25 protein-coding genes are annotated in these 17,226 nt (G+C 49.2%); 1 reads left to right on the forward strand and 24 read right to left on the reverse strand.

Features of this window, described 5'->3' with window-relative positions; genetic code table 11:
* Nucleotides 1-3: 3 nt before the first annotated feature.
* From SANT_RS14785 to SANT_RS22995, 21 genes are all read right to left on the reverse strand, one after another.
* Nucleotides 4-594: a hypothetical protein gene (locus tag SANT_RS14785; RefSeq protein WP_025423050.1), complete on the reverse strand. Its 591-nt coding sequence runs from the start codon at nt 592-594 to the stop codon at nt 4-6.
* A complete protein-coding gene (locus SANT_RS14790; RefSeq protein ID WP_025423051.1) occupies nt 576-2,027 on the reverse strand; it encodes a glycosyltransferase family 2 protein in 1,452 nt (483 codons plus the stop codon). Before SANT_RS14790 ends, SANT_RS14785 begins: the two co-directional genes overlap by 19 nt.
* 41 nt (nt 2,028-2,068) lie before the next feature.
* Nucleotides 2,069-3,043 carry a hypothetical protein gene (locus tag SANT_RS14795; RefSeq protein WP_025423052.1) on the reverse strand — a complete coding sequence of 325 codons (975 nt, stop codon included), beginning with the start codon at nt 3,041-3,043 and terminating at the stop codon, nt 2,069-2,071.
* A gap of 11 nt (nt 3,044-3,054) precedes the next feature.
* On the reverse strand, nt 3,055-3,753 hold the full coding sequence (locus tag SANT_RS14800; RefSeq protein WP_025423053.1) for a hypothetical protein: 699 nt from the start codon (nt 3,751-3,753) through the stop codon (nt 3,055-3,057).
* Nucleotides 3,754-3,842: 89 nt separating this feature from the next.
* A complete protein-coding gene (locus SANT_RS22985) occupies nt 3,843-4,229 on the reverse strand; it encodes a hypothetical protein (RefSeq protein ID WP_025423054.1) in 387 nt (128 codons plus the stop codon).
* Nucleotides 4,230-4,295: 66 nt separating this feature from the next.
* The gene (locus SANT_RS14810) at nt 4,296-5,363 is read right to left on the reverse strand and encodes a minor capsid protein (protein ID WP_025423055.1); all 1,068 of its coding nucleotides are present in this window, start codon (nt 5,361-5,363) and stop codon (nt 4,296-4,298) included.
* Complete coding sequence (locus SANT_RS14815) at nt 5,344-6,753, reverse strand: DUF4055 domain-containing protein (RefSeq protein ID WP_025423056.1); 1,410 nt, start codon at nt 6,751-6,753, stop codon at nt 5,344-5,346. Before SANT_RS14815 ends, SANT_RS14810 begins: the two co-directional genes overlap by 20 nt.
* 1 nt (nt 6,754) lies before the next feature.
* Complete coding sequence (locus SANT_RS14820) at nt 6,755-8,236, reverse strand: terminase (RefSeq protein ID WP_025423057.1); 1,482 nt, start codon at nt 8,234-8,236, stop codon at nt 6,755-6,757.
* The gene (locus SANT_RS14825) at nt 8,236-8,754 is read right to left on the reverse strand and encodes a terminase small subunit (protein ID WP_025423058.1); all 519 of its coding nucleotides are present in this window, start codon (nt 8,752-8,754) and stop codon (nt 8,236-8,238) included. Before SANT_RS14825 ends, SANT_RS14820 begins: the two co-directional genes overlap by 1 nt.
* A 163-nt stretch (nt 8,755-8,917) precedes the next feature.
* Nucleotides 8,918-9,445, reverse strand: coding sequence for a Rha family transcriptional regulator (locus tag SANT_RS14830; RefSeq protein WP_025423059.1), 528 nt, complete (start codon nt 9,443-9,445; stop codon nt 8,918-8,920).
* Between the two features lie 626 nt (nt 9,446-10,071).
* On the reverse strand, nt 10,072-10,338 hold the full coding sequence (locus SANT_RS14835; RefSeq protein WP_025423060.1) for a hypothetical protein: 267 nt from the start codon (nt 10,336-10,338) through the stop codon (nt 10,072-10,074).
* Nucleotides 10,339-10,479: 141 nt separating this feature from the next.
* Nucleotides 10,480-10,776 (reverse strand): hypothetical protein, encoded by a 297-nt coding sequence (locus SANT_RS14845; protein WP_025423061.1) that lies wholly within the window; start codon nt 10,774-10,776, stop codon nt 10,480-10,482.
* Nucleotides 10,773-11,123: a hypothetical protein gene (locus tag SANT_RS14850; RefSeq protein WP_025423062.1), complete on the reverse strand. Its 351-nt coding sequence runs from the start codon at nt 11,121-11,123 to the stop codon at nt 10,773-10,775. The genes SANT_RS14845 and SANT_RS14850 overlap by 4 nt, the downstream gene beginning before the upstream one ends.
* Nucleotides 11,120-11,587 (reverse strand): glycoside hydrolase family protein, encoded by a 468-nt coding sequence (locus tag SANT_RS14855; protein ID WP_025423063.1) that lies wholly within the window; start codon nt 11,585-11,587, stop codon nt 11,120-11,122. Before SANT_RS14855 ends, SANT_RS14850 begins: the two co-directional genes overlap by 4 nt.
* Nucleotides 11,584-11,847: a hypothetical protein gene (locus SANT_RS14860; protein ID WP_025423064.1), complete on the reverse strand. Its 264-nt coding sequence runs from the start codon at nt 11,845-11,847 to the stop codon at nt 11,584-11,586. The genes SANT_RS14855 and SANT_RS14860 overlap by 4 nt, the downstream gene beginning before the upstream one ends.
* Nucleotides 11,844-12,251, reverse strand: coding sequence for a hypothetical protein (locus tag SANT_RS23870; RefSeq protein WP_148296303.1), 408 nt, complete (start codon nt 12,249-12,251; stop codon nt 11,844-11,846). The genes SANT_RS14860 and SANT_RS23870 overlap by 4 nt, the downstream gene beginning before the upstream one ends.
* Before the next feature lie 145 nt (nt 12,252-12,396).
* Nucleotides 12,397-12,807 (reverse strand): type II toxin-antitoxin system HicB family antitoxin, encoded by a 411-nt coding sequence (locus SANT_RS14870; protein WP_025423066.1) that lies wholly within the window; start codon nt 12,805-12,807, stop codon nt 12,397-12,399.
* Nucleotides 12,808-12,855: 48 nt separating this feature from the next.
* Nucleotides 12,856-13,032, reverse strand: a complete 177-nt coding sequence (locus tag SANT_RS14875) for a type II toxin-antitoxin system HicA family toxin (RefSeq protein ID WP_025423067.1) — start codon at nt 13,030-13,032, stop codon at nt 12,856-12,858.
* A 194-nt stretch (nt 13,033-13,226) separates the two neighbouring features.
* Complete coding sequence (locus tag SANT_RS14880; protein WP_025423068.1) at nt 13,227-13,961, reverse strand: phage antirepressor KilAC domain-containing protein; 735 nt, start codon at nt 13,959-13,961, stop codon at nt 13,227-13,229.
* A 77-nt stretch (nt 13,962-14,038) separates the two neighbouring features.
* A complete protein-coding gene (locus tag SANT_RS14885; RefSeq protein WP_038668639.1) occupies nt 14,039-14,587 on the reverse strand; it encodes a Bro-N domain-containing protein in 549 nt (182 codons plus the stop codon).
* 28 nt (nt 14,588-14,615) lie between these two features.
* Nucleotides 14,616-15,248, reverse strand: coding sequence for an HNH endonuclease signature motif containing protein (locus SANT_RS22995; protein ID WP_051440179.1), 633 nt, complete (start codon nt 15,246-15,248; stop codon nt 14,616-14,618).
* 94 nt (nt 15,249-15,342) lie between these two features.
* Here SANT_RS22995 and SANT_RS14895 point away from each other — a divergent pair, with 94 nt between their 5' ends.
* Nucleotides 15,343-15,738 (forward strand): helix-turn-helix domain-containing protein, encoded by a 396-nt coding sequence (locus SANT_RS14895; RefSeq protein ID WP_038668642.1) that lies wholly within the window; start codon nt 15,343-15,345, stop codon nt 15,736-15,738.
* 7 nt (nt 15,739-15,745) lie between these two features.
* Here SANT_RS14895 and SANT_RS14900 read toward each other — a convergent pair whose 3' ends face one another.
* The 3 genes from SANT_RS14900 to SANT_RS14910 form a co-directional block, all read right to left on the reverse strand.
* Nucleotides 15,746-16,135 (reverse strand): antiterminator Q family protein, encoded by a 390-nt coding sequence (locus tag SANT_RS14900; RefSeq protein WP_025423072.1) that lies wholly within the window; start codon nt 16,133-16,135, stop codon nt 15,746-15,748.
* Nucleotides 16,132-16,728: a recombination protein NinG gene (locus SANT_RS14905; protein ID WP_025423073.1), complete on the reverse strand. Its 597-nt coding sequence runs from the start codon at nt 16,726-16,728 to the stop codon at nt 16,132-16,134. Before SANT_RS14905 ends, SANT_RS14900 begins: the two co-directional genes overlap by 4 nt.
* A gap of 162 nt (nt 16,729-16,890) precedes the next feature.
* A complete protein-coding gene (locus SANT_RS14910; RefSeq protein WP_025423074.1) occupies nt 16,891-17,226 on the reverse strand; it encodes a hypothetical protein in 336 nt (111 codons plus the stop codon).

The raw sequence follows: 17,226 nt of genomic DNA on the forward strand, positions 1-17,226 counted from the left end.
CGTTCAGGCCAATCTCCAGGCTTTACGGCGCTCAAGCCTTGGCTGACCATCCGGGTGTTTTTCGACACTAACCACATCAGCATGGTCGACCAGTGAATAGCATGGGTAGATAACAGGCCCATCCCATGCATCCCCTATTGCAAAGTCCGCCGCTTTTGTAGAGTTCCAGCGCGATAACACTCGGTTGATATGCTGTGGTGGTACGCTGTAACAGACACCGTGAATCAGCCGTGGCAGCGTGATGTAGTCAGCCCTTGCTTTGTCAGCGGCTATTAGCCGTTCCGCTATCTGTATCTGGTATTGTGGCGGCCGGCCGGTGCCGAGATAGAAAGAACACAAGTAGTCAGGGAAACGCGTCAACCATTCGTTCACAAGCGCCTTAAACCCAGCGACAGGAATCGCATCATCTTCACAGATAACAACCCTGCATTCCTGCTCAGCAGCCCACTCAAGCGCACGGCGATGGTTTGCATTGGCGCCGTTGCTGCCCTCATCAATCACCAGATGAGCATTAAGTGATGCCGCTAAATCGATAGCCATCGACCTGCGCATATGATGGCCGACCACGGCAAACTTTATTTGTGGGCAAACCATGCGAACTCCTTCCCTATGCCGTTCGTTCGGAAAACGGTATGCACCTGGGGTCCAGTGACAACGCGGTCACCGAATGTTTTCGCCACGATGCCAAACGCCAACATATCGCCGATTGCCCCATCGGGCTGTTCCGTCTTCCAGAAACGCATGCTCTCGATGCGGTAATACAGACGGACGATGCAATGCGCGAACGCCATAACGTCATCGCGTGTTCCGCCGAGTAAACCGGCATTGAGCATGGTCTCGTTACGGTGTTGTTCGATGAACTGCTGATAAATCCGTTCTGGATGTTTCTCACGCGCCCACGCATCAGCGTGGGTTTTCGGCTCGGAGCCTACATAGATTTTACCCGGCTCCATGTCCTGCCACGGCTCGCAGAGCATCTCAACGTCTGTCCCGTCCGTGCACCAAACTAAACGGTATTCAGGATGCTCGCGTAGGTATTGATAGATATGCAGCCATCGCCGGAAATAGACGTTCATATCGACCGCCGGAACGCGAACCAGAGACGCGCCAACTGGCGCCTTCTCCAGCTCATCCACAAGCACTAGGGCATCAGCACCTTTCATCGACGCTGACCATTTCGCCAGCAAAGACGCATCCGGCTTAATCTTCACATTGCGCTGTGGGTCTGGCTGGCTTGTCAGCAATGTTGTGATTACTGCATTACGCTGACGCCTGTACTCTGCATAACCTGCATACCCTTTATCGCGCCGCTCATTGTGTATCGTGACGTTGCGCTTTACCTGTTGTTCCCTGTCCGGGCGCGGCACTGAACGTTCTACGGCCTCATGCTCATCCAGCGAATGAATAAGTTTTCCCGATCCCGCTACATCAGCAAATGCCCAGCTTGTTAGCCCTGCATTGTGGATACGTAATGCCAGGTCGCTGTGCTCGTACATGCCTCGCCCATATATTGGGTCAAAGCCGCCGAGCTTCTCGATAACCGAGCGGTGATAATAGAGCATTACGCCGCGTTGCCCGGTGTAAGCGACGTGTTTATCATCCCTGTAAAGCACTGCGATATCCTTTAATTTTCGCGGCCCAGCTAAATCCAGAAACTGATAAGCAAGATGTGGCTCGGGGGATTCAATGTAAGGCAGGTGCCAGTTATCAGCGATAGGCCAGGCGTCATCGTCCCACAGGAATATATGCTCACAGCCTGCCCCCATAAGCGCTTCAAGGCTTGCGTTTTTGGAAGCCACAATGCCTAGAGATATCTCATTGCGTATAAGCTTTATACCTTCAGGAGCTTCGGCTTGAGGGTTTGAGCCGTCATCCATGACGACCATCATGGCACCTAAAGGGAAATGCTTTTGATGCTGCTCAATTGCTCGCTTGAGAACATCAGGTCTATTGTGCGTGGTTATAGCAATACCGATACTTGCGCTGTTATGTGGGGAATACAAAACCCCGTCAATCATAACCTTCATGCTTCCCTCTCATGAAAAAAGGGGCCGAAGCCCCTTGATAGTTATGAACCGGAACCACCAGACAACACGGCAGCAAAAGGAACCTGCTTACGGTCAAATACTCGCGTCCAGTTAGCAGCATCGGCCATCTGGGTGTATGTCGGCGAAAGGTTCGGATCATCCTCACCTACCCAGGAGAACCCTGCCGGCTGGATGATATAGGTTTTGCGCTCCCACAACACTTCTGCACCACCACCATTACCACCATCCGGTTTGCGCTGAAGCTCAACCGGGGTATGCGGAGTGCCAACGCCATAACCAAATGCGCCAGAGCCGAAGAACACGGAAAGGAACTGACCTGAGTTATATTTCAGGCTGTCATCCATGAACACCGGCTTACCCAGATACGTGGCGAGGATGATATTGCCGGTCGAATCGCGAAGGTATTCGATCAGGTCGGCTTTAACCATCTGGTTCATAACAGTCGAATGCACGCCGATTGCCGAGAACTGATCTGCGGCATCACCCGCAGTGAAGGCGGCATCCTGGAATGACTCGGCCAGCGAAGCGCCAGCGTCAACCACCATGTCGCCATCATCGTTAGCGATATTGGACGCAATAATGCCCCGCGCCTCGCCAATCAAATAACGCTGCCATTGGCGGGTCCAGTAAGTGCCAAAGCGATTGCGGATTTGCGTCATCGGGTCGCTGTTGGCCAATTCAGAGGCCAAATCGGCCACGCCATAGCCTTTATTCAGGTACAACGTGCGGGCGCGCATGCTTCCCTGGGTTACCTTGCCGACTTCGCCCAGATCGTCCGGGTTATCGTTGGAGGCGTTTGGTGCTTCGTCTGCATCCAGATCCTGCCAGTAGCTGACAGTCGCGGTGCCTTGGCCGTTTTGTGCGACTGCATCCAATGCCGGCAGGCGTGTGATAATCCCAGAGTTATAGACTGCGGTTTTTTCAGGGCTATTTACCGGAGCTATGGTCTGATAATAGTCCGAGACAAAAATGTCAGTAAGACGAGTGGTAGCCATTCGGCAACTCCTTAAGTGTTTTGTGTTGCTGCGAGTCGTTTAAACTCGTCAGGGTTTTCTTTGAATAACTGAAGCCTCTGGGCTTCTGTGTAATCAGTCCATTTTTTGCCGTCGCCGCTGACGAACGTCTGGCTACCGTTACCGCCGGTCCCGGATGCCTTACTACCGATAACAATTGGTGCAAAAAGCTTGTTGCTACGGAATTCTTTTTCCAAATCTTCGAGCGTTGACGCTGACGGTTTGCCATCCGCATCTAAAATTCGTGTCTTTCCGTCTTCAACAACCAGACGGGATTTAATGTGTGGGGTGAGTACTGCTGCGCTATCTCCAGCCAGGCGAGTCGCCAAGGATTGTGCGACGTTATCGACTAGCAAAGTTTGCAGTTTTCCGTCTCGTTCTTCGATCTGCGCCAGAAGCTCTCTCTCGCGGCTGGAAAGCTTTTCTGCCCAACTCTTTTCTAGGGTATCTAAATCCCCTTTTTTTCGGGCCTGCTCTTCTGCCGCCTTTCTCGCTTCTTCTTCAGCCTGCCGACGCTTTTCTTGTTCCGTTTTTTTCTCGCCCAGCAATTCGTTTACTTTCTTTTCCAGACCAGAGACATCAGGAATGCCATCAACGGCGAGCTGAAACCCTTCGCCGGCTTCCGCGTACATGGTTTTTGCAGACTCTTCCAGGTCGTCGAATTCTTCTTTGGTTAATTTGAACTTAAGCATCTATAACCTCGGGTTAGATGTTGCAGTCTCGGACTGCGAGTAAAAAAAAGCCCAACCAATGACGGCCGGGCCAATATGTTTATGGATGGCTAATGAATTTGCCTTACTGTCTCAACTGTCGAGCCCGATGAGTTCATGACATAAACCTCATCGCCGGGATAAATGAACTGGTACTGTGTTTCGCGGATGTCCTCACCATCAAAAATGGTAATAGCGTAGGGAGCGCCGCCGCTTGAATTTCCACGATGAACGACGATGTTATGCCCTTCATATGCAACGTCTGTCATGCTCTCATCGTAAAATTCAGGAGAGCGGCTCAGGATATAATCAACGTCACCGTCATATCCCATTGCGCCGCTGACGTTAAGCAGCTTCATAGCATCTACCCACTGGTCAGATCCCGGCATGGCAATAACGATGGACTCAACTTGGAAAAGAGTGGTTGCGTTATTAACTCTCTGTTTAACCGTAAACATTCGTCTTCGCCTTCTTCGTTGCATAAAAAAAGGCCGCACATGGCGACCCTGTAAAATGAAGAACACTCAAATTCCAGCGCGTTTAAATGCCTCTGGTGCTATTTTGCGCATCTCTTCCAATGTCATCGGCTCGAAGTTTCTATCTAGCTGCAAAGCTGCAAATCTCTCAGCACTAAGTCCACCATCACGCAGCAACTTTCCCCGATTCTTGCCGATAATCATGTCCTGTTGTTTGTCTGGTTGCCTCAATAGCCATTGATAATAGGTTTCATCGGAAGAAATATAACCATCAGAAGATGCCCGCGTTTCACCTTCCCTAAGAATGTCATTAAGCGCAGAATCAGCCAGCACCGGGATAATCGTACTTCGGCACCGAATGTGAAGAGGCGGTCGCGGACCGACGTTAATCGCAAATTCTCGCCCATCGAGAGAACGGCAAATTGCTGTTGTTCTGTTATCAAGCGTGGCGACAAATTGGACTTTATCAACCACATCATCGTTAACGTCAAAAAAAGTTTCGCGGGCCACTGTAGCGGTATGTTGGATGGCTGTCCTGGCTATCGCGTCAGCGTTCTTAACGTACTGCCCGATAATGCCGTCAGCGCCGTTTAATGCCCTAGTGCCGCGCAGTGCAGTAGTCAGTTGTTGAATGGTCTGTCCTTCGCGCCATGATCTCAATACGGCGTTATTTGCGGCCGTTAAGGTGAGTGTTTCCCAATCTTTAATGAACGGGTCGAGTAATAACTCACCACGCCAGTTCCTTATTGAAAGTGGTCGATTGTGGACCTGCCTAATGATTTTGTCAGTGTCGGGAACAATCAGGCCCGGCATGCCAGGAATAGAACTTAGGGAATTGAGTTCGAGCTGGGCAACGTCGCCGGAAAGTTGATCGCATAGGGCCAAAAGTTGCTTGGAGTATCCATCGACTGGCCCATACATTGCATTAGCCAACAGTTTAGATATTTCGTCACGCTGACCCATCGTATTGATAGTGCCATCGTACTCTTGTAAAACGTAGCCAGTAGACGCGCGCAATTCATTGTAGAGCGTCGTCAGTTCCGTTCCCTGGCTGGCTTTAAGTCGCTCAATCAGGGTCTGGATGAGAACAGAATTATCATGGAGTAACGTTGCCACTGATGTATGCCCCCATTCCTGGCGCAGTTTCAGCCAATTCCGTCTCTATTTCCTCCGGCGACTTATCAGCCGGGGCCAATCCCACGTTCTGTTGATAGCGTATGAAATCGACTAAACGCATGTTGCCACTTTGCACAGCCGCCATTAGTGCGCTTATCCCTTGAGAGTCTAAAAGCGCAATTTCATACTTCTTGCTCAGCTCAACAATCGCTTCACCGCTGCCGGCGAACTGAATAGCAAACTGTATGGCCCGGTTTACGGCCTGCTCAACATTCCCAGCGCACAGTGATAGGATGGAATTGTCGGTTTGCGCCTCATCACCTGCCTGTGTTGCCGTTTTGGTCGAAGTGTTGCGCTCAACTAATTTAGCGCCGAGCATTGCCATCTGTTTTTCACGGCGCTCAGCCAAAGCAATAAGAATATTTCTCTCTTCAGGCTGGGCAAACTTCATATCACCGCCCTTCGGCAACAAAACGCCCTTTCGAGAACCAACCTTAAACCCATCAGCCAGATATTTATCGGCCCACTGCTCATCCAGTCCGGTAAGTGCAACCATAGGTTGCCCTACGGTATGCGCCGCTTCGGCAATGTCGGCCTCAGCCTGATAATGCTTAATGTTGACATACGCGATATCAGCCAAGGGCGGAGCATCTGGAGTGTGGTCGTTGTTACTTGAGCCAATCCATGACCAGGGCAGTTCTTTCAAATCGATGCCATTGGCGTCTGATAATGGTCTCAAATCGCTACCGCTGATGGCCCTGTCTCCTTCGGACCATTTACGAGCGTGGGCGATACCGTTGATTAGCCTTAGCTCAATCCAGTGCCGCTGCATGGTTAACTGAAATCCGGCCTCATCATTAATCGGTTCTTCAAAATGCAAAACTACCAGCGACGTTTGTCCGTTCGTGACGCGCCAGTTTATGATCTGCTTCGCGGTGAACAGGCGCAGAACCGGACGGCCTTTCGTCGCTTGGGTTTGGGTTCCTGTACCCGTGAAATCAGTCAGGATACCGCCGCGACCACGCTGCAAATTTTGGCTCAGTGCATCTCGGATAAGTTGCGAAAGGGGTTGGCCCTCCCCGTCTGCGTCAGATGCAATATCTTCGATCCCGCCTGACAGTTCGATTTTCGGCGGCTTATTGAAAGCTATCCCCAGTAACCCGGAGAGTGTGCGCCCGGTGGCGTTGATGAATGCGGCGCGCTTAAGGTAGGAGCTATATCGGATGCCTTGCGGATCATCGTTAGCGCTGTCGTCACTCGGATGCGGAAGGTATTTTCCCTTTTTCTTCTTAATCTTTCGCTCACCATCAACGCAGTCGCCAATCATTTCCCATTCGGGCAAGAACTCAGCATATGCAGGGTGACGGTAATCAATGTCTAAATCTGCCATTTTATGCCCACTTGAAGTTAAGAGATTTGACGGGTTTTTTCTTGCTCTTTGCTACGCCGAAGTAACGAAATCCATCAGCACCGTGCGAAGTGAAATCATGGAGTGGCTTGTCTTTCCAACAACCGCGTTTGTCATCCCACTCTTTGCGATAGCCTTCAAGATGGGAAATCCCTAACTCGCATTTTGACTCATCGAATACGCATTTCGGTAAAATCTCGCGTACGGTCTCAATCCCTTCATCAATGCCTATTTTCGGCACAACCTGAAAATTAATTCGGTACGTTTCGCCGTCTATTTCATAACCTTCATACGCGAGCTGCTTCCGTGTCTTGCCATCGCCCGCGAATTCCCGGTTTTCGATATCGTGCGGCGCCCAATGCTCACCGTATTCATAACCACGGTCTTTTAATACCTTTAAGTAGTGGCGCAGCCCTTCGCCGCTGTTTTCGTAATAGTCGATGACGTGAAACTCTTCCCCGACCTCGCGAACAAACCAGATAGCGGTTGAGTCGCCCACGCCGATATCCCAGAAGGTGTGAACCGGTAAATGCGAGTTTTCCGGTATTGCCCCGATGCGCTTATTTTCGTAGAGCCAACGGAACTGTTTAGCGTAATACGCGCCTTCTACGGATTGCTGGAACGCTTCGGCGGGTATTGATGGGTACTCGCGCTTCATGTCATCGCCAAGGGTCTTCTCCTTAGCGTAATACCAGGCGCGCTGGCGTTCATCTGTCACAACGCCGTGCTTTGCTTCAATCTCTGCGAAATAATCAATCAGTCGCTGTGGAAGCGGCTCTACGGGCTCGATTGCGTACTGCGGATTCTTCCACCATGAGAAGAAAAAGAACTTCCAGTCGAGGTTGGATAGAACCTTGCCAAGCATCTGCGCCTTTTCAGCAGTCTGACAGTAATCGAAGAAGTAACCAGCGCGACCCTCAGCTGTACTCTCGATAGTGGTAAAGCATTCGCTGGATACAGCTTCAAACGCGCCGGTGACTATCTCGCGGGCCTTATCTGGGAACTTTGCGCATATCTTGCCGAACTCTGACACGTGCAGGTAACGCAGGGTGCCGCCACGGAATGACGTGCTGACGTAGAGCGAGCCGCCCTTTTTGAACACCAGCTCACCGGCAGCATCATTGCTGGCCGGATTGGCCGCCTTAATCTCATCAGGGAGATTGTCATAGGCATACTTGACCTTTTCACGAAACAGTCGCTTGGCATCATTCAACGTGTGGGCAATGAGCGCACACTTAGCTGCCTCAAACAGCGCCGCGTCAAGCTGGATAATGCAAACCTCAGTCGTGAAGCCAAGCTGACGAGCCTTCAAGATAATGTTGCGGGTGTGCATGCCCTTGAAGTAATCAAGCTGTTCCGGGGTCATTGTAAACCGGACAGGCTTACCTTCTTTATCAGTAATCCAGTAAAGGTGATTTAGCCGCCATAACTTGTCCCGCAAATGATTGAGGTGCTCAGGTTTCATTAAGCCCCCTGAGACAATGAATCCATCAGGTCAGATAATGAATTGACAGTATGATCAGCTTTAATTTGCTCGCGGAACGCCTGAACGTTAACGTGCTTGCCGAGCAACTCAAGGTTCTTCACTTTGTCAGGCCATTTGATTTTCTTGAGTAATGCCGTGCCCTCTTCTTCCCCAGAAGCTATGACGGTTACATCTAACCCGCAAAGGGTAATGCGCCAGCACTTAGGCCAATCCTTTACAGGCTTCAATTCGCCCGATTCGGTCAGAATGTCGAGCACGTCCATTTGGTCAATTTCAACCAGTCTTTTAAGGACATAAGCCGCATCTATGCCGATCTCCTCATTGCGTTCCGCTTTGAGTTGCGCGATTCTGTTCTGAATGTCAAGTTTTGACAATAATTGAGCGGCAATGCGGTTAGCGGTCTTCTCGCTGTACCCCGCCCGAATGGCCGCTTGTGTGGCGTTCAAATCGATGAGGTACTCGCGACAGAACATTTCCTGTTTGTCGGTGAGTGCCATTTTAGAATTTCCTGCTGTGAAATGAAGGTGCGCCACCGAGGGGTATCAGGCTGCATGCTGCGATATCGATATTTTGAAGTGATTGATCCCAATTCAGCCACCAGGCGCACGCGTTAATGCGCCTTGTGAATAAGAGCCGTTGTGAAAGAGGCTCTCTTGCCCATTAGTCGATAAAAAGGAGCTTCGGCTGGGTGAGAGAAAGGATCTGATCGTATTCAAGCTGAAGCAGCTTTTTCTCTCGTTTCCGGTTATTCATCAGGTGGCTTCCCATACGTGCCTTGGCTTCAGATTTCGCAACCTTGATTGCATGCCGATGCTGGGCCTCTTCACCCATTTCATTCCAGCGGAAAAGCTGATCAGCCATCCAATTAAAGGCTTGAATGTATCTAACCTTGATTAGCGTTGCTGCTGCACCAGTAAATCCCATCACGACCAACATGTAGCCATCTTTCGTCAACTTAAACATCGGCTGCGCTTCACCGTTTTTATCAATGAAATCAGCCTCCTCAAAATTGAGGGCCGCAAAATCATCGGGGCATTCCGCTTTTACTTGCCTTATCTTCCTGAGTACGTTGTCGTGACGCTTACCGAAATAATCAGCAATTTTTTGGCTTGTGGTAAAAGCCTTCCCCTGAATAGCCATAACCATTTTTGAGAAATCGAACTCATGAATTACCAATGTCTCTGTCATTGCGTATTACCTTACTTTGAAATGAACCGTTGCCGCATAGGAAATCAGCCCACCGAGGCTCGCCAGCACTAACTGACTTCCTCAACGGCTCATTTCAAAGGGTTTGGTTCGGTGGGTGTAGATGCGCATGCGTTGCGCAGGGATTTATTGCAGGCATAAAAAAGCCCCGCGGGTGCGAGGCTTAATTTTGGGTTGAACAGCCAAGTGGCTGCGTTTAATGTGCTTTTCAGTGGGGTACACCCAGCTTAACGCCACGATAATGTACATAACTCAAAGATAATATCACTACAACATTATGATTTAATTCGTCTTATTAAATAAATCTTCATTGATACCGCATTGAAACTATTAACATCAATTCGGTATATGTTAAAGATGCAATTAATAGGAGGAAACATGAAAAAATTTATCGCACTGTTTTTAATTTCTTTTGGATTGTCTTCAGCAACTGCATATGCGTGTACACAGTCGGGTGCACCAGGAGTTCTATGTAAACAAATTTGTAGCAAGTTCGCTCCTTTAAATGATAATTCTTACGCGGCCTGTATGTTCGGGGCTACGAAAAAGTAAGTTGCAATCATTCTGTAAGAAAAGCCCACTGAAGTGTGGGCTTTTACATTGAGCTTTCATAAATACTTCTTCGCTAGCACCTTCAGCTCCTCTTTCGCAGCGTCACCCAGCTGCTCTACACCGTTTTCCACGAATGCCAGGGCGGCTTCAAAATCATTCACTCCCGTCTTAACTTCTGCCGCCGGCGTCTCAACGGCAATTTCGGTGCCCGTATCAACGATTGCGGGTTGCTCAACTTCTGTGCTTGCAGCTGTTGTGTCAGTCACTTTTGTTTCCTCTGATTTCGTTGTGAGCCATGTCCAGGCTCGTTTGAAAATGTTCATTTGCTATCCCCGCATAACCTGTCCCACAAATCGTTATGCGCGTTAATGGCCCGCACAGTGCGAATATCCATTACGTCAGCGTCTTTACCGTGGGTGTGAATTGGCTGGAATAGTGTGCAGGAGGAATCAACGGTTACTGTATTAGTCTTCGGAGTTGTATTTTGACTTGCGCAGCTTGTCGCGACTAGCGTCATCAGTAAGAGCGTCGTTCTCAGACTCCACATTTTTTGCCACCTCAATGTTGTCACTCTGCTTTTTAGCTATTGCCTGAATCTGCGCTATTTCTTTCTCTGTAGCCGCAACATCCGCTTTAGCTTGCGTCTGTACAGTGCCGATTTTCTTACCGCCGAAATAGACGCTAACAAGCGCTACAGCTGCTGCAGCAATCCCAGCCACCCATTCCCAACCATTGGTAAAAATTGAGGCTATCCACGTCATGACGCTACCCCGCTTTGCATTTCTGCCTTTTTAGCCAACAGCTTTTTCTGCCGGACAAACTGCGACATAACTGCCATCGCTACCATAAAGGCGCCTATCATCCCCAAATAATTTTGCGGGAGATATGACTTGATATCAGGAGGCAGCATGTTCCAGGCATTCATAGCGGCATCAGGGAACGACTGCACCCACGCACTGATCGCGGAACCCGCCGAAGCCAGCCAGACAGACCACGCTTTAAACAGTAATCTCGCGTGACTGACGAATTCCAAAGAACTGTATTTGCGGATTAGCAACAGCGCTATCACGGCCACCAGCACAACGGCGATAAAAATCAGGAATTTCATATCAGCCCCTTGTAGGCTTCCATCGTGCCTGTGCGCATCACTTCAGCGTGACGTTTAGCCCGTGCCGGCGTTTGCCGGGCCCAGGCGCTGTTAAGCATGCCAGATGCCGCACCCGTAAAATTTTCAGCGGCAATCATTGCTAACGTGTTTTTGAATCCCGCCAAACCCTGCACGCCCATTTGAAACGACATACTTGTTAAAACGTCCTGCCGTGGGCCATTACAAGCGTTAATAGCCGCCATGATGATGGGCGTGGAGTGCATCTGAACGAGGATTTTCGCTATAAGTGTTTGCAGCCAAACGTCAGAAACTTCTTTCGGCAATGTAAACGTGTAATACGACAGCGGCGCATTTTTCGGGCCAATCAGAAAACCAGTCCCGATAGTCGGGTAGCCGAGAGAATCATAATAAGGGGTCGCTTTAAACCCCTCTTCAAATCCAAGCAGGGGAATTATCTGGCTCATTTTGGTGCGTCCTCTTGTACTACTTGTTTGACCTTGTCTGCGGTTTTTGTCGCCGTCTGGTCAGGTATCTGGTCCACTTTCAGCTTAATTTCCCCAACGGTCTTATCTCGCTTGTCAGCTCGCTGTGAATACTGCGCTTGCGCTATGAAATAGCCTGTTGACGTCCCGCTTAGGTAAATACTGAATCCGGTAGCAATGACAATGAGCCACATGCGCCAAGTGATCGTTAACTCAGTATTCTTGAATGTGAAATGCATCATGGCTTGGCCTCCACCGCTGCGCGCAGCCTTACGACCTCAGCCGTAAGCTGTTGATTGGATTCGGTAAGTGTGGTGACCTGCTTTGATAATGACTCGTTCTGTCGCTTCAGATAGTCCTGAGAGCTTTCGATTATCTGTAGCCTGGCCTGAGTCTCAGTGATAGTTTTCCAATAATCCCGTATGACCTGTTCTTTCTGATCGATCTCTTCTTTCAGAAGGTTTATTTCACCCTGCATGCTCTCACGCACTTTTTCTTGCCACTCGAGCATGTTTACCTGTTGACGGTCATTTGCGGATAGCGTTTTATTGATGCTTAGCTGTCGGCCAAATGCCATCAGGCCGACCGCGCCAGTAGCAATAGCTGTACCAAAGCCCGTCGCTATAGATGTCCAATCAAAGGTCATAAAATCACCGGCTATTTTCCGGTTGTACCGGCGCATGTGTGAGAAAAGAAAATGCAGCCGCCTACCCTAGAGGAATGGCAGGGGAAATCATCGGCGCGCTGAAATAAAAAAGGCCCGCCGAAGCGAGCCTTTAAGTCTTATGAGATTATGCAGCTTGTAGTTCTAGCCGCTTTCCGAGCGCCACCATAGCGCGCTGCACTGTATCTATTTTTGTTGAGTGATGCAGGTCAAACAGGCGTGTTACCTCCTGTTTTTTTACTCCCATGCGCGACGCCAGCTCAACCTGGGTTAAGCCGGAATCAACAAACGCATTAAGCAGCACCACTTTTGAAGCGACGCTAAGCGGGACGTCTACATAATCGCCAGTGATGACGCCGGGCGGTGGGACTTTACGATTATCCTCAAAGTAAAAATCAAACGAGGTAACCAACCCATCGAGCCCCATCGCCAATGCTTCCTCTCGCGTATCGCCCTGGGTAAGCGCCTCCGGGATATCGGGGAACGAGACAAAAAATCCCCCCTCATCGCACGGCTCAATATTAACGGGATATCGCATATCGTCTTAGTGAATCTCCGCGAGTACCAGCCCCGGAGGGCTGGTTTTTTATTTCAGGCCAAGCTGCTTAAGTATGGCCTTTCGCAGCGCTTCTTTTATCTCAGCTCCGGGATGCCTCGGCATTACGCTTCGCTTCCCGCCTAGTTTGAGCTTCAAATGGTTTGTGCCGTTTGAAACCTCTACCCCCTGAGATTCAAGCCACCGCCTGAACTCGCTTTGCTTCACTACTCCTCCTGTCTGTTGAACATGGGACTATAGTAAACAATATTGCTTACCATGTCAACATTTTTGTTTACTACATTTCAGGAGGTTTATAAAAAAGCCCCGGCGTTTTGCCGAGGCTGAATTAACTGGTAAGGCTGCTGACGTAGTCGTCACTCTTATCAGAATATCTTAAATTTTACGATCGTAAATAGTTTTTATGCGGCAATATCATTTAACCCCAGCATTTTTGATAGTTTCGTCAGCCCTTTCGGGGTCACCAATACTTGCTCCACAACTTTTTCACTACCATCGGATCGTTCAACGGTTGTTATCTTATGTTCCAGCACGCCTGACTGAATACGATGCTGATAAGCAAGCCATACTTTTCCACCAGTACGGCGATAGATCCAATGATTTGCATACATTAGTTTGAACAGAAATTTCGGCTGCACCTGTAGGTGTTTTGCCGCATTAGTGATGCACATACTACCCTCTGCTTTCGCAATGCGATCCAGCGCTTCAACATCTGGTTTCATTTCTTCGACTTTGTGTTCGAGCGCAATTACCTTCTCACTGTAAGTGAGCAATGTGCCACGCAGGAACTCCGCGTCGTTAAGAGCGGCCATAGGGTCGAAAGCTGGCGAGGCAATCAGTTTTTCCAGTTCCTGCCAGCGGTCGACCAGCTTGGCGGTGAACTCAGGGGAAAGCTGGGCCACGACAACAATACTGTCACGCTTACCCTGCTCGCCTTCAAACACGTACAGTTTTGACACCACCCCGTTCGCTGACTTTTCCCCATCCTCCATTGGAGGTTGGGATATCACGCCCGATGCAACCAATCTTTCTATTGCTCTCTTAACATTGTCATGCCTGCTTCCAACCAGCTCGGCAATTTCCAGGCTGGACATAGTGACAACGTCGTTCTGTACTGCTAAATTGTCTTTAAGCATTGATTGAACCTTTCCGTTAGTTGATGTCGACCGCCAGCGGCCACTGGCGGTTTTTCTTTGCGCCATCCCTTGCGACTTCAGTGGAGCTTCCTTAATTTCTTCTGGTTAACTGGTACGTGAGTGAAAGCGTTTGGGCGATAACCAAGGTCGTTTGCTAAACCGAAAGCCACTTGCCGCATATCCTGTGCCTGCCCCAAAATCTCGAACCTTTCACCGGTCATGTCATCGCGTATCTCTAGACGAGCTTTGTATCGATAGAAGGGGGTTAGATCCGGCTGCTTCTCAACTTCCCGATCTAATATATCTAGCACCCAGCGGCGGAATTGTTTCGCAACCGGTGTCTCGGCAAACATAGCGATCAGGTGAGCGCCACGAATTGAGAACACACGGACCTTTTTCTTACGTAAGCTATTGTTTATTCCATTGGTTGTCATATTGATAACCATTGACATAGCCGGCGTGAACTCGTCCTGGTTGCGGTTGAACAGGATGCTGACGGCTTTGGTATCAGCATATCCGAGGGCAATCGCCAATTCGGTAGACGTCAACCACATAGAACCGCCATCAATTACCGGGTGGAACGTGGTCCGCTGGAACTTCAATTCGTAACTTGCTATATTGTTCATGTCGATATCTCTAGCGGGATTAGACAAATCAGAGGCCCTGACTATCGCTAATAGTTGGGGCTTCGCTCTTGTAATCATCTACTTCTTTTAATCCGGAAAATCTTTTATATTTTGTTTGACCATTACTTTTAAGGTGTCTTTTGTATACATTCGATGGAATCCCGAGATCTTTTTCTGGCCATCCTGCCGAGATTCTTTGTTCTAGCGTTCCTGGATTGACCTCTAACTGCTGCGCCCATTCATATATCGTTTTTATTTCACCGCCAATCTCATAGAATACGCGACCGAAACGTACACTTTCTCCTCCTCCGTATCGTTTAAACCCCATTCGTTGCCGCTTTCGATCAATCATGTCATTGGCATTGTCCTTTGCGTTCCCAAGATAAAGATGCATTGGATTACAACATGCAGGGTTGTCACATTTATGCAGAACCCACCACTTAGGTGCATATTGTGGGATAAAGCCATTTGCAATTTCATAAGCAAGACGATGTGAAGCCCAAGTGCGCCCCTCAAATGAGAACTGCCCGTACCCGCAATAATTTAGTGCGCCCTTCCACTCCATACACCCATCGGCATTAGGTTTACTTAGAAGCTTTTCGAATTTGAGCTTCATCAGCCTGAGGTCTTGAATATCCTCTATTGATTTTCTTACCCTCATTTCATCACCATTAGTATTTAAGTGTCATGAAGTATCATGTATAGTGAATCTTATGGCTCAAAACTAACCATGTCAATACACTTCAATACTAAATATGACTAAGCATGATGATTTGGCATCTCGATTGATTGAGCGACGCGCACAACTAGGTTGGTCGCAAGAGCAGCTATCGAAAGAAACTGGTGTGGCCGCCGCCCAGATATCTCGCTACGAAGCACGGATCAACAAGCCGCGAGCAAATGTGATCGCAAAATTGGCCAAAGGATTATTGGTTCCTTTCGCATGGCTAGCCAATGGAGATACATCAGAGTTTCGCATTGATGATGCACCTAAGGGGTTCATAGACCTAATGCTTAACATACCTGACGATATTGCAGAGGATATGTCTAGGGCGGCTGCAACATATGGCATCAGTGAGGACGAATACATACTTAAGGCGCTTGAGGAATCGATTAAAGAAGACCTCATGAAAAACAAAAAGCCCACCTGATGGTGGGTTACGCCGCCACCTCGCGCGTGACGTACTTGTCCATATCAAGTTTTATTTCCATTGCCATCAAGAAACCGTCCACCACGCCTTCCGCGTTCTGAAGTTTTTTCCCTATATGCGTATCAGAGCAATGATGCTCCGTGGCAAGCGTCATAAATGTCTTACCAAAAACGTAGTAGTCGAATAGGAGGTCGTGTGTCGCGGGTTGTTTGCTGCGAAGTCCCGCCATGATTCCAGATATGACTAGGCCATCATCATCTGTGCATTGTGTGCGCGACTTAATTTTAGATGGTATAAGGCCCATAAACCCGGCAGCTATGGGGGGCCAGTAAACATCCTCATGATTGTTGGCTGCCCAAGCGCCCCAACGTTCTAATACCTGCTGAATGTCTCTCATGCTGCATCCTCCCGGCTCGTCTTAAGCGCTTTAAGCTTGGCCCTGTATAGGGCCCTAATTCGCTCATAATCCTCGCGGCGATATCTGACCGCATCATGTGGCCCCATGAGTCTGTCAAAACGCTCCAGACCGATTTTGGCTATTAGATTTGGCGTGTAGCTGGCTATGTTGCCTGAAAGATGGTTATTACAGACTGAACACTGCCTGTGACAATTGTCTTCATTGAACCTGAGTTCAGGATTTGCGCCCGTGGAACGATAATGGCCGGCATGATATTGCCCATCGTGATATCGGTCGCAGCTGATACACGGCAACCCAGCGTCACGCTCCCGGATGTAGGTGTTAAAATCAGCTTGCGCCAGCTTTGCGAAATAGCTAAGAGGCTTAACGGAAAGCTTTCGTACTTTCAGCTTATCCCGTCTTGCCGCTTCTTCCTGCTTCCGCTTTTTTTCTAATACGGCGATAGCTTTTTGCGTTTCCTTCTTCCGACGCTTTATGGCAAGCTTCGCGCCGCATTCTGGGCTACACCACTGGATATTCTGATAGGCTGGAATAAACCATATTCCGCATTCTTTGCACTTACGCCTTGCCATATACCCTCCTGCTGCGCACGCGGTCCCATCGCGCACGAAGTGGCGATATGAGAGCGTCGTATGTGATGATTTCAGTTGCCGGAATGTGTTTCTGTTTGCGGGGTTTGCTGTGGATGTAGATGAGCTTATCTTCGAGTTTTTGCCATGCTGAGCGCCTTCGGCTCATAGCCTCGCCCTCGCCTCTCGCTGACGCTGGTCGAACCAATAAACTTTGCTGTGTCGGCAGTACTCTTCGACGATATCAGGCACGCATTTACCGTTAAGCTCATCAAATACCGCCGCCCGGCTGGCGCTGATGTGATAGTGAACAAACTTCTTCGGGTCGCGAGTGCGGAATATCTTCTTATCAGCAAGCAGCTCAGGCATAACTCTACTAATGTTCGTCTCATCAGTTTGCAAAGCTGCTGCTATCTCAAATCTGTTTGTCGCATCGTGATCGCGTACATAATCAACAATGAGCTGTTTTAGTGTTGAGCGTTTTCTCAGTAGTCTTGTCAT

The sequence above is a fragment of the Sodalis praecaptivus genome, assembly GCF_000517425.1.
Taxonomy (GTDB): domain Bacteria; phylum Pseudomonadota; class Gammaproteobacteria; order Enterobacterales; family Enterobacteriaceae; genus Sodalis_A; species Sodalis_A praecaptivus.

Excerpts from the sequence above, each read along its gene's own strand:
- SANT_RS14785 (WP_025423050.1), bottom strand. The coding sequence starts at position 594 with ATGGTTTGCCCACAAATAAAGTTTGCCGTGGTCGGCCATCATATGCGC.
- SANT_RS14790 (WP_025423051.1), bottom strand. The coding sequence starts at position 2,027 with ATGAAGGTTATGATTGACGGGGTTTTGTATTCCCCACATAACAGCGCA.
- SANT_RS14795 (WP_025423052.1), bottom strand. The coding sequence starts at position 3,043 with ATGGCTACCACTCGTCTTACTGACATTTTTGTCTCGGACTATTATCAG.
- SANT_RS14800 (WP_025423053.1), bottom strand. The coding sequence starts at position 3,753 with ATGCTTAAGTTCAAATTAACCAAAGAAGAATTCGACGACCTGGAAGAG.
- SANT_RS22985 (WP_025423054.1), bottom strand. The coding sequence starts at position 4,229 with ATGTTTACGGTTAAACAGAGAGTTAATAACGCAACCACTCTTTTCCAA.
- SANT_RS14815 (WP_025423056.1), bottom strand. The coding sequence starts at position 6,753 with ATGGCAGATTTAGACATTGATTACCGTCACCCTGCATATGCTGAGTTC.
- SANT_RS14820 (WP_025423057.1), bottom strand. The coding sequence starts at position 8,236 with ATGAAACCTGAGCACCTCAATCATTTGCGGGACAAGTTATGGCGGCTA.
- SANT_RS14825 (WP_025423058.1), bottom strand. The coding sequence starts at position 8,754 with ATGGCACTCACCGACAAACAGGAAATGTTCTGTCGCGAGTACCTCATC.
- SANT_RS14830 (WP_025423059.1), bottom strand. The coding sequence starts at position 9,445 with ATGACAGAGACATTGGTAATTCATGAGTTCGATTTCTCAAAAATGGTT.
- SANT_RS14835 (WP_025423060.1), bottom strand. The coding sequence starts at position 10,338 with ATGAACATTTTCAAACGAGCCTGGACATGGCTCACAACGAAATCAGAG.
- SANT_RS14845 (WP_025423061.1), bottom strand. The coding sequence starts at position 10,776 with ATGACGTGGATAGCCTCAATTTTTACCAATGGTTGGGAATGGGTGGCT.
- SANT_RS14850 (WP_025423062.1), bottom strand. The coding sequence starts at position 11,123 with ATGAAATTCCTGATTTTTATCGCCGTTGTGCTGGTGGCCGTGATAGCG.
- SANT_RS14855 (WP_025423063.1), bottom strand. The coding sequence starts at position 11,587 with ATGAGCCAGATAATTCCCCTGCTTGGATTTGAAGAGGGGTTTAAAGCG.
- SANT_RS14860 (WP_025423064.1), bottom strand. The coding sequence starts at position 11,847 with ATGATGCATTTCACATTCAAGAATACTGAGTTAACGATCACTTGGCGC.
- SANT_RS23870 (WP_148296303.1), bottom strand. The coding sequence starts at position 12,251 with ATGACCTTTGATTGGACATCTATAGCGACGGGCTTTGGTACAGCTATT.
- SANT_RS14870 (WP_025423066.1), bottom strand. The coding sequence starts at position 12,807 with ATGCGATATCCCGTTAATATTGAGCCGTGCGATGAGGGGGGATTTTTT.
- SANT_RS14880 (WP_025423068.1), bottom strand. The coding sequence starts at position 13,961 with ATGCTTAAAGACAATTTAGCAGTACAGAACGACGTTGTCACTATGTCC.
- SANT_RS14885 (WP_038668639.1), bottom strand. The coding sequence starts at position 14,587 with ATGAACAATATAGCAAGTTACGAATTGAAGTTCCAGCGGACCACGTTC.
- SANT_RS22995 (WP_051440179.1), bottom strand. The coding sequence starts at position 15,248 with ATGAGGGTAAGAAAATCAATAGAGGATATTCAAGACCTCAGGCTGATG.
- SANT_RS14895 (WP_038668642.1), top strand. The coding sequence starts at position 15,343 with ATGACTAAGCATGATGATTTGGCATCTCGATTGATTGAGCGACGCGCA.
- SANT_RS14900 (WP_025423072.1), bottom strand. The coding sequence starts at position 16,135 with ATGAGAGACATTCAGCAGGTATTAGAACGTTGGGGCGCTTGGGCAGCC.
- SANT_RS14905 (WP_025423073.1), bottom strand. The coding sequence starts at position 16,728 with ATGGCAAGGCGTAAGTGCAAAGAATGCGGAATATGGTTTATTCCAGCC.
- SANT_RS14910 (WP_025423074.1), bottom strand. The coding sequence starts at position 17,226 with ATGACAAGACTACTGAGAAAACGCTCAACACTAAAACAGCTCATTGTT.